Origin of the sequence: Nemorincola caseinilytica (genome assembly GCF_039540515.1) — a bacterium.
Taxonomy (GTDB): domain Bacteria; phylum Bacteroidota; class Bacteroidia; order Chitinophagales; family Chitinophagaceae; genus Nemorincola; species Nemorincola caseinilytica.
Window position 1 is genome coordinate 259,796 of record NZ_BAABFA010000005.1, and the last position, 18,794, is coordinate 278,589.

19 protein-coding genes are annotated in these 18,794 nt (G+C 51.6%); 13 read left to right on the forward strand and 6 right to left on the reverse strand.

Translation table 11 applies throughout. The features are described from left to right. Nucleotides 1-20: 20 nt before the first annotated feature. From ABD843_RS03370 to recF, 3 genes are all read right to left on the reverse strand, one after another. On the reverse strand, nt 21-1,301 hold the full coding sequence (locus ABD843_RS03370) for a metallophosphoesterase (RefSeq protein WP_345078505.1): 1,281 nt from the start codon (nt 1,299-1,301) through the stop codon (nt 21-23). A gap of 41 nt (nt 1,302-1,342) precedes the next feature. Further along, nucleotides 1,343-1,843, reverse strand: a complete 501-nt coding sequence (locus tag ABD843_RS03375) for an NADPH-dependent FMN reductase (protein ID WP_345078508.1) — start codon at nt 1,841-1,843, stop codon at nt 1,343-1,345. Between the two features lie 143 nt (nt 1,844-1,986). Next, nucleotides 1,987-3,084: a DNA replication/repair protein RecF gene (gene recF, locus ABD843_RS03380; protein ID WP_345078511.1), complete on the reverse strand. Its 1,098-nt coding sequence runs from the start codon at nt 3,082-3,084 to the stop codon at nt 1,987-1,989. A 79-nt stretch (nt 3,085-3,163) separates the two neighbouring features. On the opposite strand from recF, the gene pdhA reads away from it, so the two are divergent. The 8 genes from pdhA (at nt 3,164) to ABD843_RS03420 (ending at nt 10,177) form a co-directional block, all read left to right on the forward strand. Further along, a complete protein-coding gene (pdhA, locus tag ABD843_RS03385; RefSeq protein ID WP_425575657.1) occupies nt 3,164-4,111 on the forward strand; it encodes a pyruvate dehydrogenase (acetyl-transferring) E1 component subunit alpha in 948 nt (315 codons plus the stop codon). A gap of 55 nt (nt 4,112-4,166) precedes the next feature. After that, a complete protein-coding gene (locus tag ABD843_RS03390; RefSeq protein WP_345078517.1) occupies nt 4,167-4,868 on the forward strand; it encodes a tetratricopeptide repeat protein in 702 nt (233 codons plus the stop codon). Nucleotides 4,869-5,045: 177 nt separating this feature from the next. Further along, entirely contained in the window at nt 5,046-6,266 is a 1,221-nt protein-coding gene (gene hemA, locus ABD843_RS03395; RefSeq protein WP_345078520.1) for a glutamyl-tRNA reductase, read from the forward strand. Continuing rightward, the gene (hemC, locus tag ABD843_RS03400) at nt 6,266-7,177 is read left to right on the forward strand and encodes a hydroxymethylbilane synthase (protein WP_345078523.1); all 912 of its coding nucleotides are present in this window, start codon (nt 6,266-6,268) and stop codon (nt 7,175-7,177) included. Before hemA ends, hemC begins: the two co-directional genes overlap by 1 nt. Before the next feature lie 51 nt (nt 7,178-7,228). Further along, the gene (locus tag ABD843_RS03405; protein ID WP_345078525.1) at nt 7,229-7,885 is read left to right on the forward strand and encodes a uroporphyrinogen-III synthase; all 657 of its coding nucleotides are present in this window, start codon (nt 7,229-7,231) and stop codon (nt 7,883-7,885) included. Nucleotides 7,886-7,929: 44 nt separating this feature from the next. Beyond that, nucleotides 7,930-8,961, forward strand: coding sequence for a uroporphyrinogen decarboxylase (gene hemE, locus ABD843_RS03410; protein WP_345078528.1), 1,032 nt, complete (start codon nt 7,930-7,932; stop codon nt 8,959-8,961). A 33-nt stretch (nt 8,962-8,994) separates the two neighbouring features. Continuing rightward, entirely contained in the window at nt 8,995-9,909 is a 915-nt protein-coding gene (gene hemF / locus ABD843_RS03415; protein ID WP_345078531.1) for an oxygen-dependent coproporphyrinogen oxidase, read from the forward strand. A gap of 22 nt (nt 9,910-9,931) precedes the next feature. After that, nucleotides 9,932-10,177 carry a FeoA family protein gene (locus tag ABD843_RS03420; protein WP_345078534.1) on the forward strand — a complete coding sequence of 82 codons (246 nt, stop codon included), beginning with the start codon at nt 9,932-9,934 and terminating at the stop codon, nt 10,175-10,177. On the opposite strand, the gene ABD843_RS03425 is transcribed toward ABD843_RS03420, so the two are convergent. Next, nucleotides 10,172-10,411: a hypothetical protein gene (locus ABD843_RS03425; protein WP_345078537.1), complete on the reverse strand. Its 240-nt coding sequence runs from the start codon at nt 10,409-10,411 to the stop codon at nt 10,172-10,174. The genes ABD843_RS03420 and ABD843_RS03425 overlap by 6 nt on opposite strands. Before the next feature lie 118 nt (nt 10,412-10,529). After that, entirely contained in the window at nt 10,530-11,801 is a 1,272-nt protein-coding gene (locus ABD843_RS03430; RefSeq protein WP_345078540.1) for a pyridoxal phosphate-dependent aminotransferase, read from the reverse strand. A 109-nt stretch (nt 11,802-11,910) separates the two neighbouring features. Here ABD843_RS03430 and ABD843_RS03435 point away from each other — a divergent pair, with 109 nt between their 5' ends. Genes ABD843_RS03435 through ABD843_RS03450 form a run of 4 tightly spaced genes read left to right on the forward strand, consistent with a single transcriptional unit; the run spans nt 11,911 to nt 16,341 of the window. After that, nucleotides 11,911-12,708 carry an alpha/beta fold hydrolase gene (locus ABD843_RS03435; protein ID WP_345078542.1) on the forward strand — a complete coding sequence of 266 codons (798 nt, stop codon included), beginning with the start codon at nt 11,911-11,913 and terminating at the stop codon, nt 12,706-12,708. Nucleotide 12,709: 1 nt separating this feature from the next. Next, nucleotides 12,710-13,849, forward strand: coding sequence for a glycosyltransferase (locus tag ABD843_RS03440; RefSeq protein WP_345078545.1), 1,140 nt, complete (start codon nt 12,710-12,712; stop codon nt 13,847-13,849). 53 nt (nt 13,850-13,902) lie between these two features. Then, on the forward strand, nt 13,903-15,462 hold the full coding sequence (locus ABD843_RS03445) for an ArnT family glycosyltransferase (protein ID WP_345078548.1): 1,560 nt from the start codon (nt 13,903-13,905) through the stop codon (nt 15,460-15,462). A 57-nt stretch (nt 15,463-15,519) separates the two neighbouring features. After that, nucleotides 15,520-16,341: a DUF695 domain-containing protein gene (locus ABD843_RS03450; RefSeq protein WP_345078551.1), complete on the forward strand. Its 822-nt coding sequence runs from the start codon at nt 15,520-15,522 to the stop codon at nt 16,339-16,341. A 7-nt stretch (nt 16,342-16,348) separates the two neighbouring features. On the opposite strand, the gene ABD843_RS03455 is transcribed toward ABD843_RS03450, so the two are convergent. Beyond that, on the reverse strand, nt 16,349-17,425 hold the full coding sequence (locus tag ABD843_RS03455) for an LptF/LptG family permease (protein WP_345078554.1): 1,077 nt from the start codon (nt 17,423-17,425) through the stop codon (nt 16,349-16,351). A 143-nt stretch (nt 17,426-17,568) separates the two neighbouring features. Here ABD843_RS03455 and lysA point away from each other — a divergent pair, with 143 nt between their 5' ends. Beyond that, nucleotides 17,569-18,777, forward strand: coding sequence for a diaminopimelate decarboxylase (lysA, locus tag ABD843_RS03460; protein ID WP_345078557.1), 1,209 nt, complete (start codon nt 17,569-17,571; stop codon nt 18,775-18,777). Nucleotides 18,778-18,794: the final 17 nt, after the last annotated feature.

Below are 18,794 nucleotides of genomic sequence, written 5' to 3' on the forward strand. Positions count from 1 at the left end.
AAATTTGATGGAAAATAAGGCTATGCCAGTTCTATTACCGTTATCTCCGGCAGTACACCCAGCCTGCCCGGGTACCCCAGGAACCCGAAACCCCGGTTCACATACAGGCATTGATCGCCGTCGCGGTACAGGCCGGCCCATTCATCGTACACATACTGTACGGGGCTCCATTTCAGCCATTTGCTATCTACCCCGAACTGCATGCCATGTGTATGCCCGCTCAGCATCAGCGATACATCCTTGTACGAGTTCAGCACCTCTCCGCGCCAGTGCGAGGGGTCGTGCGACAGCAGTATCTTAAAAGGTATGTTCTTTTCAGGCAGGCCCTCATAGGCCTTGCCCATATTGCCATATTTGGGAAAGTTCGCCTTTGCGCTCCAGTTCTCTATGCCTACCAGCGCTATTTTTTCGTTGCCGCGCTCCAGCACCACATGTTCGTTCATCAGCAGCCGCCAGCCCACTTCGGCATGTATACCCTTCAGTTTTTCCAGGTTGGCTCTCTTTTCTTGTGCGGATGCCCATGGTACATAGTCGCCATAGTCGTGGTTGCCCAGGGTAGAGTAGACACCCATAGGCGCTTTCAGGCGAGAGTATATGGCCTTGAAGCGGTCGTCTATCTCATCTGCCACATTGTTCACCAGGTCTCCGGTGAATAGTATTATGTCCGCCTCCTGGTGCAGTATACGCTCTATACCGTGTTCCACCGCCCGGTGGTCGTCAAAGCTGCCGGTATGTATATCCGATATCTGCACTATCCGCAGCCCTTTGAAGGCATCGGGCAGCGATGCGAAGCTCAGTTTTATCTTGCGCACACGGTAGCGGTACCTGTTGGTGATACCCGCCGTAAAACCCACCAGCGACAGCCCGCCCAGTACCAGCGCTGCCTGCCTCATGAACACCGAGCGGTCTATGGTCATGCTCTGGTCGGCGGGTGATGTGCCGGGGGCCGGGTTGCGAAAAGCCAGCGAGGCTATCATCCAGGTTATCAGCCTGCGTATATCGTCTATCAGCATTACCAGCATCACCAGTATCTTGCCTACGGTAAAGCCCAGCACCATGGCTATGTATATGTTGCGCAGCAGGTGCGGCACCTCGGCCCAGTTTATGGCCCTGAACAGTACCAATCCGCCCCATGCCATGAGCGTAAAGGCCACATACAGCGCAGTGAGCGATATGCGCCATACCGGCTGCATGGTACGCAGCGCCCCACGCACTGCTATGAAACTATAATACTCTGCAAGCAGAATGATGCTGAGGATGATGATGAAACGTATACTCATGTCGGTAGAGGCAAAGGTCAAAGGTCGGGGGTTTATGCACCCCCTGCGCTATCTGTATGTCATTAAAATTTCAAAAACTCTTCCATTTGTATGCTTATGAGCCGCCCGGTCTCGGACCTCAATAGCACACCATCGTTGTTTATCTCTTCCTTCACCTTCGACAGCAGCATCTTGTTATACAGCACATTTACACGCAGATAGTTCAGTATGGCCGTCATATGCTCTATGCCGCGCAGGTTGCCTGCGCGCCCGTCCGACAGGCCCACAAGCGCTGCCTTCTTGTACCACCAGCATTTCTTCACATCGCTGTTGTCCATCATCATCTTCAGCACCCCGGGGAAACTGGCGTTATACTCCGGCATCACAAATACGAATTTGGTGGCCGGTATCAGGTACTGCTGTTCCAGTTCCTGCATGGCCGCGCCACGCTCCCATACCTGTTTCCCCTCCAGCGATAGCAGTTGCACATCGCTTGTCTGTCCACTTAGTTCTTTAAGGTACACATTCGCTATGCGCATGGTCATACTATCCCGGCGATCCGTTCCTGCTATTATTGTTATCATATGTTCTCCTGCTTATATCATGCCTCTTTTTTCCTAGTGGCAGAGGTCTTTATCTTCAAAGGTGGCAACATTTTGCCACATTGTACAAAATGATGGTATAGAAGCACTTGATAATAGTGGCCGTGCAAAGTATGTATCGTTCCCTACAAATGAATGAAGCCCACATTCTCCTCCCCGCCAAAGGCATTGCGTATGCGGTCGGCATGGGTATCGGTCAGTATCACTTGCCCAAAAGCATCGCTGCGTATGATGCGCAGCAGGGCCTCCATACGGCTCTGATCCAGCTTCTCGAATATGTCGTCCAGTAGCAGTATGGGCTTGTGGCCCAGCGCCCGGGTGAGCCATGCATACTGAGCCAGTTTCAGCGCGAACAGGAAACTCTTCTTCTGTCCCTGCGACCCGAAACTTTTCAGCAGCATACCGTTCAGCTCCAGTTCCCAGTCGTCCTTGTGTATGCCGCGTAGTGTACGCTGGTAGCGCAGGTCGTGGTCCAGTCCCTGTTCCAGCCACGTTAGCAGTGGCTTTTGCAGCAGGTCGCTCACATAGGTCACTTGTATGGCCTCGTTACCGCCGGACAGGCGATGGTAAAAGTCTGACAGCAGCGGCAGAAAGTCTTTCAGGAAGCCGGTACGCCTTCTATATATGAGGTCGGCATCGGCGGCCAGGCAGGTATTATAATATTCCAGCTCGGTGTACTGGCCTGTTGTGGGCCGCGTGGCCTGGTTCTTCAGCCATGCATTGCGCTGCAGCAGTATGCGCTGGTAGTGTATCAGCCTTTCCAGGTATTCTTTGTCGGCCTGTCCCAGTATACCGTCCACCCATTTGCGGCGCAGCTCGCTGTGCTCGTTTATCAGCTCTATATCATCGGGGGCTATCATCACGGCTGCATAGGTGCCTATATGGTCGGTCAGCTTTTCATACTCTACATTGTTCTTATATATTTCTTTTTTTCCTGCCTTCCATTTGCAGCTTATGGTATCCGTCTGCCCATCTTTCCTGAATTCCCCCGTCACCCTGAACCCGTCCGTTCCGTTCTGTGCGCTGTTCTGCTGGTAGGCGCTAAAGTAGCTTTTGGTATAGCACAGGTAGTATACGGCATCCAGCAGGTTGGTCTTGCCGCTGCCGTTGGGGCCGGTTATACACATTACCGGTCGGGGAAACTCATACACTGCTGATGTATAATTGCGATATTGCAGCAGCGATATTTTGTCAATAGCTATCAAAGGCGGTTGGGGGAACAAAAATTTTTATAAATTCGCACAAATTTAAAAAATAGTGCAGACTACTTTCGGGAAAGATACATATCTGTATTGGTATGAGATGATGCTTCTGCTGCGCCGCTTCGAAGAGAAGGCCGGACAGCTTTATGGCATGCAGAAGATCAGGGGTTTTTGCCATCTATATATAGGACAGGAGGCAGTAGCAGCCGGTATGATGACCGCTATACGCCCCGATGACAACCTGATAACCGCCTACCGCGACCATGGGCTGGCCATAGCCAAGGGCATGACCTCTAACGAGTGCATGGCCGAGCTTTATGGTAAAGCCACCGGCTGCACCAAGGGCAAGGGTGGCAGTATGCACTTCTTCTCCAAAGAAAAGAGGTTCTTCGGTGGGCATGGTATAGTAGGCGGCCAGATAGGTCTGGGTGCCGGTATCGCCTTTGCCGATCAGTATAATGGCAACGACAGGGCCACTATCTGCATGTTCGGCGATGGCGCTGCGCGCCAGGGCCTGCTGCACGAGACCTTCAATATGGCCGTGCTGTGGCAGCTGCCCGTGGTCTTCATTTGCGAGAACAACTACTATGCAATGGGTACATCTGTAGGCCGCACCGCCAAGCAGACCGACATCTACCCGCTGGCCGATGCCTATGGTATGCCCGGCGACAGCGTAGATGGTATGAGCTGCGAAGAGGTACACAATGCCATAGACCGCGCTGTACGCCGTGCGCGCGAGGGTGGCGGACCTACCTTCCTGGAGATAAAGACCTACCGTTATCGCGGCCACTCTATGAGCGACCCTGCCAAATACCGTACCAAGGAAGAAGTGGAGGAATACAAGGAAAAAGACCCCATAAACCAGGTACTGAAGGTAATAACGGAAAACAACTATGCTACCCAGGAGCAGATAGAGCAGATAAATGAAAAGGTGCGTATGGAAGTGGAAGAATGTGTACGCTTTGCCGAAGAAAGCCCATGGCCCGATGACAGCGAGCTGTACAAGGATATCTATGCCGATACAGATTACCCCTACATAACCGACTAGTACACAGCCCATTATTCAAATAAAACAAACAACGTAAATACGATAATCATTTATTATGGCAAACTCAGCAAGGAATCTTCCCGGTGTAGAGAAAGAGACCGAAACAGTATACCCCGAGGTGAACCCGATGGACAACCTGACGGTGGCCTATGAAAAGAACAAAAAAATGATCAGCACCGTTACTACCGTTATACTGGTAGTGGTGGTAGGTTACTTCGGGTATATGAAGATGTACAAAGAGCCTAATGAAACGAAGGCCAATGCTGCTATGTACTGGCCCCAGCTCTACTTCCAGGTAGACTCTCTGAACCAGGCCCTTAACGGCGATGGCAAGAACATAGGTTTCTCCAAGATAGCCCAGAAATATAGCGGCACTCCCGCGGGCAACCTGGCTCATTACTATGCCGGTATATGCTACCTGAAGATGGGCGATAATGCCAAGGCCATCACATCCTTCCAGGCGTTCGATGGTGGTAGCACTATGCTCGGTCGCCAGGCGGCCGGTATGCTGGGTCTCGCATACCTGGAAAGCGGCAATAACGAAAAAGCCATAGAGAGCTTCAAGAAAGCTACTTCCGAGAAGGAAGATGGCCTCATCACACCTATGTACCTCTACCACATGGGTATGGCATACCAGGCCACCAATAAGGCCAACGAAGCAAAAGAAGCCTTCAAGCGTATACGCGATGAATACCCCCGCAGCCCACAGGCCCGCGATATGGATAAGGAGCTGGCTCGCCTTGGTGAGGTGAACTAATGGACCATCGATACAGATAAACCGGAAAGGCCCCTCGCAACAGGGGTCTTTTTTATTGGCATAATGCAATGTACCTGACCAATGTCAGCCCCCGAAATGACCATGTTATGACACGATCATTTCCTTGTTGGCTGGCCCAAAAGTATCTTTGCACCTGTTACCGATCCATATCACACAGTGCGAGTAAGGCATACAACAGAAGAGTTCATAGTCACCGGCATCAACTACAAAAAAAGCGATGCTGCGGTAAGGGGTCAGTTCGCGGTCAATAACGAACAGTATGCGGCATTGCTGGCCACAGCATGCCAGTTCGGTATATCCGATATGTTCGTGCTTTCTACCTGCAACCGCACCGAGATATACGGCTTTGCCGAACGCCCGGAGCGTTTCGCAGAGCTTATCTGCAGTGTTTGCACAGGCAGTCCCGATACTTTTGCCGAAATGGCCTATACCAAGGCAGGCAGCGAGGCTGCTACACACCTCTACCGCGTAGCCGCCGGCCTCGATTCCCAGATACTTGGCGACTACGAGATACTAGGCCAGATAAAGAATGCTGTGAAGCAGGCGCGTGCCGCCGGTTTCATAGGCCAGTACATGGATCGCCTGCTGGGCTCGGTGCTGCAGGCTTCCAAGGCCATAAAGACCCATACTGCTCTTAGCGGTGGTACCGTATCGGTATCGTTCGCGGCCATACAGTACATCCGCGAATATGCCGAAAGCCGTGGCGCAGACCCCGCCGGGCTGAAGATAGCGCTGGTAGGTACAGGAAAAATAGGCCGCGTTACCTGCCGCAACATACTGGACTACCTGCATACCCACAATATCTGCCTCATAAACCGTACCGAGGCCACAGCACAGGCGCTTGCTGCAGAGCTGGGCCTGCGCTCGGCGCCCTTATCGGCCCTGGCCGCGGAGGCCGCTTTGGCCGATATAGTACTGGTCTCTACCAATGCCACCGAACCTGTGATCACCGCACCGCACCTGGCTGGTAGCGGTCAGAAGCTCATCATAGACATATCTGTTCCCTGCAATGTGGCCGACGATGCACAGCGGCTGCCCGGCATCACTTTCGTAGATGTGGACCAGCTTTCCCGCATCAAAGACGAGACCTTGCAGAAACGCAGCGCCGAGGTGCCCAAGGCCCTCGCTATCATAAACGAGCACATGGCAGAGTTCAGCGCATGGTGCCATATGCGCAGGCATGCGCCTGTTATAAAGGAAATGAAAAGCAAGCTCATGGGCATACCTTTCATTAGCCCTGTACTGCTGTGCGATCACCAGCATACCGGGCAGGAAGAAAAGGTCCAAAAGGTGCTCAATGACTTTGCTGTCAATATACGCAACGGCAATACGCCCGGTTGCTACTACATTCAAGCCATCAACGATCTTATAGCCTGATGACCCACAAGCCGATACGCATAGGAACACGCGAAAGCCAATTGGCCGTGTGGCAGGCTGCCGCTGTGCAGCGCCTGCTGGCACAGCACGGTCATACATCGGAACTTGTATACATAAAAAGCGAGGGCGATACCGACCTCAAGACACCACTGTACGAGATAGGCGTTCAGGGTATATTCACCCGCTCGCTGGATATAGCCCTGCTGAACGGGCAGGTAGATATCGCGGTCCATTCTATGAAGGATGTGCCCACTATGATGGCCAAAGGCATAGTACAGGCTGCGGTATTGCCGCGTGCCTCTCATGCTGATATACTGGTACCCGGCCCCGGCTTCACTGCCGACAGGACCGAAGCACCGGCCACCATAGCTACCAGCAGCATACGGCGCAAGACACAATGGCTGCACCGCTACCCGGCCGATAGTATAGACAACTTGCGAGGCAATGTGAATACACGCCTGGCCAAGGTGCAGGAAAGTACCTGGCATGGGGCCATCTTTGCGGCCGCAGGGCTGGACAGATTGGACCTGAGGCCCGAGGACTCGATACTGCTGGACTGGATGCTACCAGCCCCTGCACAGGGTGCCATAGTGGTCGTATGCCGTGAGGAAGATACTTATTGTGCCGATGCCTGTGCCGGGTTCAACGACGCACATACTGCCCTTTGTGCGGCCATAGAGCGCGACCTGCTGCGTACCCTTATGGGCGGCTGCTCTACACCCATCAGTGCGCTGGCCGAGATAGTGAATGATACTGTGATACTGAAAGCCAACGTTCTCAGTGTAGATGGAGGCTCCAAGATAGAGATAGAAAAGACCGCTGCGATAGCAGATGCCCGCGACCTGGGTAGCGAGGCCGGAGCCGAGCTACTGGCCAATGGCGCCCGCCAGCTACTGCACCGCGCGGTATGATATATGAACAGAACGATATCCATACTATGTACCGGCCACCTGCCTGCTCATGTGGCAGATGAGGCTACCGCCTCGGGCAAGGTTCGGCTGGATGTTATCCCCTTCATAGACATAACTCATGTAGACAGTTATGATATGACAGCCCACATTTCAGAGCTGGCAGCCAAAGATCTCAATGCGGTCTTTACCAGCAGCAATGGGGTAGAGGCGGTGGCGGCCATGTTGGGTGGTAAAGACACGAAGTGGAAGATATTTTGTTTAGGTAATAAAACAAAAAACACTGTTTATCAGTATTTTGATAAAAATAAAATATTATCAGAATGTGATAATGCACAACAGTTGGCAGATATGCTTATCGGGCTGCGAGTGAAAGATGTTACCTTCTTTTGTGGCGATAGCCGTATGGATATTTTACCTCATGCCCTGGCAGGTGCAGGGGTAAAGGTAGAAGAGCTGGTGGTATACAATACTACCGAAACACCGCATGTAATATCTACCGGTTATGATGGGGTACTATTCTTTAGCCCCTCTGCAGTAAGGAGTTTTTTCAGTGTCAATACACTTGGGGCAGATGCCGTTCTGTTCGCCATCGGCGATACTACAGCGGCAGAGATAATGAGGTATTCTAAGGCAAAGATCATTATCTCCCCATCTCCGTCAAAAGAGGAAATGATAAATGATGTTGTAAATTATTTTTTTATCAAATAATTGATTTTTAATTAATTGTAAGAACAAACGAAACTAAACATAAAATGTCGGAACTGAAGAACGATCTTTTGCTGCGCGCTCTAAGGGGCGAAGAACTGAGCCGCCCACCCGTATGGATGATGAGGCAGGCCGGCCGCTACCTGCCGGACTATATAAAGCTGCGTGAAAAATATGATTTTTTCACACGCGTGGAAACGCCAGAGCTCGCCTGCGAAATAACCTTGCAACCGGTAGACCAGGTAGGCGTAGATGCTGCCATCATTTTTTCCGACATACTGGTGATACCCCAGGCCATGGGCATGCAGGTGCTGCTGGAGGAGGGCAAAGGCCCTCTCTTACCCTCTGTGGTGAAGAACGAGGCCGACATAGATGCTCTCATCACTACCGATACAGAAGAAAGGCTGCACTATGTAATGAAAACCCTTTCCCTCACCAAACAGGAGCTGAACGGCCGCGTACCCCTCATAGGTTTCGCAGGCGCTCCATGGACCCTCCTTTGTTATATGGTAGAGGGTAAAGGCAGCAAGACCTTCGATAAGGCAAAACAATTCTGTTTTACAAAGCCTGAACTGGCTCACAAGCTGTTACAGAAGATAACTGATATGACCATTAAATACCTGATAGCCCAGACAAAGGCCGGTGCCGACCTGGTACAGGTGTTCGATAGCTGGAGCGGTATGCTGAGCCCTGCCGATTTCAAGATATATGCCGAGCCCTACCTGCTGCAGATAGCCGATGCCGTGGGCAAGCATGCACCTGTCATACTTTTCCCTAAGGGTAGCTGGTATGCTCTGGCCGATCTGAGCAATAGCAGCGCCTCGGGTCTCGGCCTCGATTGGAGCCTTACCCCCTCGCTTGCCCGTCAGCTCACAGGAAACAAGATAACCCTGCAGGGCAACTTCGACCCTGCCAAGCTGCTGGCTCCAATACCGCAGATAAAGAAGGAAGTAAAGGAAATGATAGATGCCTTTGGCACACAGAGGTATATAGCCAATCTGGGGCACGGTATATTGCCTAATGTGCCCGTAGACCATGCAAAAGCATTTGTAGATACAGTTAAGGAATACAGTAAATAGCATTTCTGTTTCATTGTAATTTAATATTTTATTATGAATTTCAGAGAACGTTTCGTAGAGTACATCCATCAGTTGCAAGATACTATATGTACTGGCCTGGAACAGGCCGATGGTAAGGCTACCTTCGTAGAGGATAGGTGGGAAAGGCCGGAAGGTGGCGGTGGCAAGACCCGTGTGATAGCCGATGGCAATGTACTGGAGAAAGGTGGTGTCAATACATCGGTGGTACATGGTCCGCTGCCTGCATCTATGCAGCAGATGTTCGGCGTTGCGGATTGTGACTTTTTTGCATGTGGTCTTTCTATGGTGTTGCATCCGCTCAATCCGTTCGTTCCCACCACGCATGCCAATTGGCGTTATTTTGAACTGTATAACAAAAATGGCGACCGTATAGATAGCTGGTTCGGTGGCGGTGCAGACCTCACACCTTATTACCTGTTCGAGGAAGATGCAAGGCATTTTCACACCACCCTCAAAAATGCCATAGCGCCCTTCGGCGAAGAACTGTACCCATTATATAAGAAACAATGCGATGAGTATTTTGCCAATAAGCACCGCAATAACGAGATGCGTGGCATAGGCGGCGTGTTCTACGACCACCTGAGACCCACCGATGAGGCCGACCGTGAAAGGCTTTTTGCCTTTCAGCAGGCCAATGGCGATTGCTTCCTGGATGCCTACCTGCCCATCATCAGCAAGCGCAAGGACATGCCATATGGTACGCCCGAGGTAGAATGGCAGGAAATAAGGCGCGGCCGCTATGTGGAGTTCAACCTGGTACACGACAAGGGTACGCTCTTCGGCCTGAAGACCAATGGCCGAACCGAAAGCATACTCATGAGCCTGCCGCCACGAGCACGCTGGTACTATGCGCACGAGCCTGCCCCAGGCAGCCGCGAGGCCGAAATGATGAAGTATTATTTCCCTAATGACTGGGTCTGGGTGTGAAACAATTGAGTAATTTTACAGTATGGTAGATGAAAAGGCAATGCGGCTGTCGCAGTTACCGGCCGGTACAAAGGCCGTGATAAAAGACCATGAGGACAATGATCTGCGGCTTACACTTATGGAAATGGGTTGTGTGCCGGGCGAACCTGTATGGGTAGAGATGATAGCCCCCATGGGCGATCCGCTTGCGATAAATATAGCGGGTTACTATTTGAGCATCAGGAAAAAAGAGGCCGATAATATATGGGTCATAAGAGACCCGTCATAGGTCCTCGTATTTGTCGAAGTCCGTATTGGACACAATGTCCATGCGTATCTTGCTGAAGCGTTTGCCCCCGTTCACAAGGTCTACTCCTTCCAGTATCTTCAGTTCCACTATTGCGCCATTCAGAAAAGCAGTATCTATCATCCTGATGATCTCATTTTTGATATTGCTGTTCGTTACCTTGTCCTCATCTTCCTTCGATAGGGTAGACCCTACCTGATATTCCTTTCTTATCATATTAGCAGAAGTGTTTATCGGGGAACACAAACATAACACATCTTCAATGAAAAGATAAAAAAACTATATTTTAATATTTGTTCCACATACTCTATTCTCTGTATTTACAACAGATTGGCTAACCGTTCGTTATCGGGTCCACTCCTTCCAGTGCTTTTTCCAGCAGCGCTAGCACTGTAGCAATGTCTTCCGGGTTGCAGGTGCCCACACTTATGCGGTACCATGGCGAGCTACTATCGGCTCCAAAGCAGTAGAACGGCACCATGGCCAGTTGTGCTTTATCCAGTATATACTGCGTCACATCTTCCTGTGTCTTTAGTGTTCTTCCGGCTACGCTCCGGCCTCGCAGGTCTACCTTTACGGTCAGGTATATAGCCGCCTGTGGCGCTATACGGTCCACCGCATAGCCCTTGTTCTTCAGCGCGGTAAAACCCTCGTAGAACATTGTGAGCCGCTGCTGCAGCCCGGCCCTGAAGCCCGCCAGGTAGGCATCTACCTCGCTGGTCATGGTCAGATATTTAGCTGTGGCTTTCTGCTCGGCCATTGGTGCCCATGCGCCTATGTGGCTCAGCAGGGCTTTCATTTTGCCCAGTATCTCTGCAGGCCCCAGCGCCCAGCCCACACGCACACCCGTGGCCGCAAAGGTCTTCGATATACCATCTACGAATATGGTATACTCCTTCATCGCCGGCCGCAGCGATACAGGGGTATGGTGTTCCATACCATTATATGTCAGCAGGCCATACATCTGGTCGAACATCACATACAGTTTCTTCGCATCTCCGCTGCGGCTTGCGTTCTCGGCCAGCACCATATCGCATACACCTTCCATGGTCTCGCGGGGCATGGTAGTGCCGGTGGGGTTCTGTGGGGTACACAGGCACAGCAGGGTGGCCTCCTTTATATATGGCTCTATATCTGCCACCGATGGCATGAAGTCGTTCTCGGGGTAGGTGTCTATCATGCAGTGCTCGCCCTGGTTCATCGATACATAGTGGTTGTTGTTCCAGGATGGCACCGAGTATAACACCTTATCGCCCGCATCTACTATGGCCTTGAACAGGGTGTATATTATGGGCCGCCCGCCCGAGGCTATCAGCACCTCGTTCTGCCCATAACTGATACCCATGTACCGCTCTATAAAGGCCGATACCGATGCCCGCAGCTCTGCAAGGCCCTCTGCCGGCGGGTAGTTGGTATAGCCGTCGCGGTAGCACTGCACTATCAGGTCTTCCAGTTCTTTAGGCAGGGGAAATACCGCAGGCGCCAGGTCGCCTATGGTGTAATTATATATCTTTTCTCCGGCCTGTATGCGGCGGTTTATCTCGTTGCCCAGTTTCACTACTTCCGACCCTACCAAAGACCCTGCCAGCCTACTTAGTGTGCTCATATCTCCCGTTTGTGACCATGCAATATACGACCTGCCACCGATAAATACTAGCCTGTGAACGGGTGGTACAAAGCTATTATGGCAGGCTATCTGTATTTTTGATGAGCATATGCCGCATATCTCTATCGGGGCCGAACAACTGCATTACCTGCGCATGGGTACGGGTAGCGATGTGCTGCTCGCTTTTCATGGCTATGGCGAGCATGCGGGCACTTTTTCCGTGTTCGAAGAACATCTTGGCCACAGGTACACTATTCTCTCGTTCGATCTGCCCTACCATGGCGGTACCGCCTGGCGTGGCAAGGAACACCTTACCGCAGACGATCTGGTGATACTGGTAGCTAATGTGATGGTACAGTTCGGGGTAGATAAGATCTCCCTGATGGGGTACAGCATTGGCGGCAGGGTATGCCTTTCGGCCATGGCCGCTGCTCCGCAGCATATACATAGGGTACTTCTCATGGCCACCGATGGCCTCACGGTCAACCCGTTTTACCGTTTCTTTACCCGTGTGCCGGCCGGCAAATACGTTTTCAGGCGCTTTCTGCAGGCAGGGGAGGGTAGTATACGCCTCACCGACCTCTGTCGCCGGCTACGGCTCATACCCGATGCCTTTCACAGGCTGGCCACCCAAACGCTACGGTCTCAGGAGAGCCGCCTGCAGTTGCTTCATGCATGGCCGTGCCTTAGCCATCTTGTGCAGCCGCCCAAGGTCCTGCGGTCGGTCATAGCCACACATAAGATACCCGTATTCCTCTATATGGGTGCGTCCGATCGTGTACTGCCTCCATCACTGGCACAGCCATTCGCAAAAGGTATGGACACGGTACAGCTATACATTCTCGAAAAAGGACATCGTATATTTGATACAGGCAATGCTGCACACATAGCCGCCTCCCTGCTCTGACATGGTCATATTCATCATCTGTACTATACTCACACTGGCATATGTGGCCCTTATGGCACTATACCACAGGGGCTGGGCCATGCAGAAAGAGCTGAACGTGCATGCCCTTTACGAGCCATCTACCAAGATGTCGGTCATAATACCCGCGCGCAACGAGGAGGAGAACATAGGCGCCTGTCTCGAATCGATACTGGCGCAGAAATACCCTTCTTACCTCTACGAGGTCATAGTGGTCGACGACCATTCCGACGACCGTACGGCCATCATAGCCGAGGAATATGCCATACGGGGGGTGCGCTGCATTCGCCTGGCCGATTACCTGCCCATGGGCAATGCCCTCAATGCCTACAAGAAGATGGCGATAGCTACGGGCATATCGGAAAGCAGCGGCGCCCTCATCGTTACCACAGATGCCGATTGTGTGATGCCCAATGCCTGGCTGCGCCACATAGCGGCCATATACGAGCAGCAGCAACCCCTGATGATAGTAGCGCCGGTGATATACAATGCAAAGCGGAACCTGCTGCATATCTTCCAGCTCATAGACTTTATGAGTATGCAGGGTATAACAGGTGCTGCACATGCGCTGAAGCTGGGCAACATGAGCAATGGCGCCAATCTCGCCTTTCGCAAAAGTGCCTTCGAGCAGGTGAAGGGATATGAGGGCATCCTTGACCTCGCATCCGGCGATGACTTCCTGCTCATGATGAAGATGAACGACCTGGCGCCCACGGGTATCGCCTACTTGCGGTCGGTGAATGCTGCCGTATCAACCCTGCCACAGCCCACATGGCGCAGTTTCCTGCAGCAGCGCATACGCTGGGCCTCCAAGTCGGGCAAGTACAAAGACACCCGGCTCACCCTCATCCTCTTGCTGGTATATGCCTTCAACCTCTTGCTGCTATCCCTGGCCATCGGTAGCCTTTTCGATCGCGAGTTGCTGTTCCTTTGTGCCTGCGTCTTCGGTATAAAGGTGGTGGTCGAATTCTGGTTCCTGCGGCCTGTGGCCCGTTTCTTCCACAACGAGTGGGCACTGCTCTATTTCCCCTTCCTGCAGCCGCTGCACATCATATACATAGTGCTTGCAGGTTTTCTGGGTTTCGTAGGTGGCTATGAGTGGAAGGGCAGGAGGGTAAAGTGAAAAAGATCTGCTTTCTTTGAGGTGGCCGTTCTGCCTGCGTCACCATACAGCACATGCCCGCAAAAACCTCATATATATCCCACCGCATCCTGTTCTATATAGCCCTTCTTGTTTTCATCATTTTCAAGATACCCTATCTGAGCGATGCGTTCTATTGGGATGAAAGTTGGGTGTATGCCCCTGCTATCAAAAGCATGTACCAGGCAGGTCCCAGCCTGATGCCCGATGTGATACCTGTAGAATATTCCCGCGGTCACCCGCTCCTTCACCAATTCGCCTGTGCGGTATGGATGTATGTGTTCGGCAGTTCCAACCTCTCCATGCACTCATTTGCGCTATTCCTGTCGGCCATGCTTGCCATATCCTTGTTCGAGGTCATGCGCAGGCTCTTTGACGAGAATATCGCATTGATAAGTGCGCTGCTACTACTGGTCAATGTCACCTTTTTTGCGCAGTCCTCTTTTGTGATGACCGATATTCCACTGGCCCTTTTCGCACTGCTCGGTATCTACTATTATGCAGGTGAGCGGTACATACGCGCCATACTAGCGCTCACGGTATTGTACTACATCAAAGAAAGCGCCTGGATGATGGCATTCGTACTTGCGGCCGATGTTGCTGTCTCTGTGTGGAAAAAGGCACCGCGCAAGGTCATCATTTCCCGGGTGCTTGCTACCGTGCTGCCGGTACTGTTCATATTCGTTTATTTCCTACTTCAGAAGATACGGCTGGGCTGGTTCCTTTATCCTGCCCATACCGATATTATAGACGCCAGCCTCTTTCATACCCTCGACCATTTCCAGCGCATCCTCACTCTGCTCTTCTGGACCGACCAGATATTCCTCTATCATTTTGCCTTGGTGCTGGCTTGCGTCATTTTGTACATACGCACCCGCCGCCGGGTATTCCTATACATCACTGCTGCTTATCTGGTCATTTACCTCCATACAGTGGTACTCGGTTACAAAGACCTGCTCTATTACGTCTTCATCATAGCAATGCTGGTAGCTTTTATAGCGTTCCTGCGGTCGCCATTGTCCATGCTCACCCGCCCGCAGGCCCGTTTTCTCAAGCTGTCCACGGCTTTTTCCGTGGCCTTCAGCTATTTCTCCAGCATCAATTTTTACGAGGAAAGATATGCTTTTGTGGTCCTTCTCCTCATGTTCTTCATTCCCATGGGCATAGCTTATGGCCGCATAGTGGCCTCTTTGGGAAGAGGGAAATGGGTTATAGCCTGGGTACTGGTATTACAGTTGGGGTGCCCGGTATACATCACCGGCAACAACCAGATGATAGCATACGAACGCATAAGAGCACAGCAGCAGCTTGTGGACTACATGGAATCACAGGGCTACTACGACAAGATCATATGTGCGCCTTCCTACCTGGAAAGGGTACACCTGAATGATGCCGCCACCGGTTTCCTCAATTCCCCGAAGATCTTTCCACATGTGTACGAACACATGAGCGCTAGTACAGAGCTACTCATATTCGATAATATAGAACCGGATGTTCTGTTCCACAGACAGGTAATGGCCGATACCAATTTCCATCTCGTTCACAAGATCACTTATAAAAGAGCATGGATAGAGGTGTATGAGCGCCGCAAGTGATCCCCAAAATTTTCTTAAACACCCCTCCGTATCGCGAATAACACTTTATTTTACATTGTGATACATTTTCGCTCGTGGGCGCTCATCGCCATATTGCTGTCTGCCGCCAATGTGCAGGCACAGGAGAATTGGGATGTCTATATGTCCCTCGTCAATTCAAAGCCCGGTTCCATAATGGTAGATATGGGCCTTGTAGACAAAGCACCCGATAAATTATTGCCCTACCTGGTAGTAACAGGTCCCAGGGCGGCCACCAACTGCACCGATAAACGCGGCCTGCCCTCTGCCACCGATATAGACGATATGGAAAAGGTGCTGGACCTCACAGGCAGTATACTCAGCAGTGTCACCGCCAAAAGGCTGGCCGGCACACTTACCTGCAATTGCGAGCGGCTCAATTACTACTATGTGCGCGATACTGCAGGCGTGCGCAATGCGCTGGCGCGTATGTATACCCGGCATTTCGGCGACCGCCCCTATACCGTGCGCATAAAGCCCGACCCCGAATGGACCGCCTACCGCAACTTCCTTTACCCCGATAGCGCCGCACGCGAATGGATGGCATCGGACAAGATAATAGCCTCAATGATAGCCGCAGGCGACGACCTGGCACGCCCAAGGGATATAACACACGGTCTCTACTTCCTGTCTGAAGAGGGTAGGGAGCGTTTTGCCGATTCTGCTATCGCACATCACTTCACCATTTCGGGCAAGAAGGTAACGAGCGGGGTGGGGAAGAGCCTTTACGAGATCTCTGTATCGCACCACGGCGGGGTACGCATGGACAGTATATTGGCTACCGAGGCGCAGCTAAAGTTGCTGGCAGCGCCATTGGGTGGTACCTACCGTACCTGGCAGGCCCCTTATCCCAAAAAATAAAAGCTGGTCACCGCAATTGCCTGCGGTAAAGCACATAGGCCACCACGCCGAATATCACATTCGGGATCCATACGGCTATCAGAGGCTCCAACGATGCCTTGGTAGCAAAGGTGTTCGATATTTGCTGGAACATGATGTAGATAGCGCTCAGCGCTATGCCCAGCGCCAGGTGAAAGCCACTGCCGCCCCTTATCTTGCGGCTGGCTATACAGGCGCCTATCATGGTAAGCACAAAGCCCGCAAATGGCTGCGATGTACGGCGCTCTTTCTCTATCAGGTAGGTGTTCAGGTTCTCTTGCCCGCGTAGCTGCTCTGCCTCCAGGTATGCTACCAGTTGTGGGGTGGTAAGGGCTTCTTTTATAGCGTCGCCCTTGTTCAGGTCGCGCGGAGAGAAGGGGTATTTCACCTCCATCATGGGTAGCTTCACCAGTTTCTCGTGCAGGGAGTCATTGGTGCGTATCATCACATTATGCAGTTCCCATGTCTTTTTTACAGTGTCATATATGGCATATTCCGCCATTATCTTTTCCTTCAGCAGGGTGCCCTCTATACGCTCTACACAAAAGCGGTTGCCCATGTAATTGGTAAAGTTGAAGTTCTGCAGGTATACATATGTGCCCTTGGCTATGCCCAGGTGCATGTCGTTCGCTGCATAGCGGAAGTTGGCATCGTTTATATATGTGTTCTCAAAGTCTATTCGCTGCTTGTTGGCCACGGGTATTATCCAGTGGTTGGCCACCAGCGATACCAGGCACAGGAAACCGCCACCTATCACATACGGCCGCAGAAAGCGCCTGAACGATACCCCCGATGACAGTATGGCTATTATCTCAGACTTATACGCCATCTTCGATGTGAAGAAGATAGTGGCTATGAATATGAACAGCGGGAAAAGCAGCGCCGTTATATGCGGCACAAAGTTCTTATAGTAGTTCACCACCACACCCAGTGGCGCCTTTTTCGATACTATATTGTCTACCTTCTCCGAATAGTCTATCACGCACGATATCACCGCCAGTATCATGATGGCGAAGAAGAACGTGGTGAGGAACTTCCCTACTATGTACCGGTCCAGTTTTTTCATTCAGAGAATAGTTGCAATACCCGTTAACGTACGGGGGCGGTGCAAAATTGCTGTTTTTTTGCCGATCCTTATGTACCGGGTACATAATACTATTATAAAACTATGGCGGCAGGGTATCTGCTATATATCTTATTTTCGCGCCCATGTCACAGCCATTCACCGATCAGCAACTTATTGCTGCCGCCACAGAGTTCGGCAGCCCCCTCTATGTATACCATGCAGAACAGATAGCCGCACGCTACAATAAGCTTGTAGATGCCTTTAAGGCGCATCCTACAAAGTTCTTCTATGCCTGCAAGGCGCTTTCCAATATCAATATACTCCGCTACATAAAGGGACTCGGCGCATCGCTCGACTGTGTTTCTATCAACGAAGTGAAGCTGGGTATCATGGCCGGTTTTCAGAAAGACCAGATATTGTTCACCCCCAACGGTGTCGACTTTGCCGAGATAGCCGAGGCAGTATCGCTGGGCGTACGCGTGAATATAGACAGCATATCCATGCTAGAGCAGTTCGGCAATACCTATGGCGGCTCTTACCCGGTATGTATCCGCATCAATCCTCATATAGTGGCCGGTGGCAACTACAAGATCTCTACCGGGCATATAGATAGCAAGTTCGGTATATCTATTCACCAGTTGCGCCATATAGAGCGCATAGTGAAGACCACATGCCTGCACGTACAGGGCCTGCATATGCATACCGGCAGCGAGATAAAGGATATAGATGTCTTCCTGCAGGGGCTCGATGTAATGTTCGGCATAGCGGCACATTTCAAAGATCTGGACCTTATAGACCTCGGTAGTGGCTTTAAGGTGCCCTATAAAGAGGACGATCAGGAGACAGATGTCTATACCCTGGGCGCCCGTGTGGCCGAGGCTGCCATGGAGTTCGAGAAGGAGTACAACAGGAAGCTGGAGATATGGTTCGAGCCCGGTAAATACCTAGTGAGCGAGTGTGGCTACTTCATTGTAAAGGCCAATGTTGTGAAACAGACCACGGCCACCGTCTTCGTTGGTGTCAACTCCGGTTTCAATCACCTCATACGTCCCATGTTCTACGATTCCTACCACCGCATATCCAACATCTCAAACCCCGATGGCCCCCGCCGTATCTATACCGTGGTAGGCAACATTTGTGAGACCGACACCTTTGCATGGGACAGGGTGCTGCCCGAGGTGCGCGAGAACGACCTCCTGGTGTTTCACAATGCAGGCGCCTATGGCTTTGAAATGAGCAGCAACTTCAACTCTCGCCTCAAGCCCGCCGAGGTGCTTATAGAGAACGGCATTGCGCGCCTCATTCGCCGTGCCGATGTATTTGAAGACCTGCTGCACAACCAGGTGGTATGATCATTTTTATAGCTATT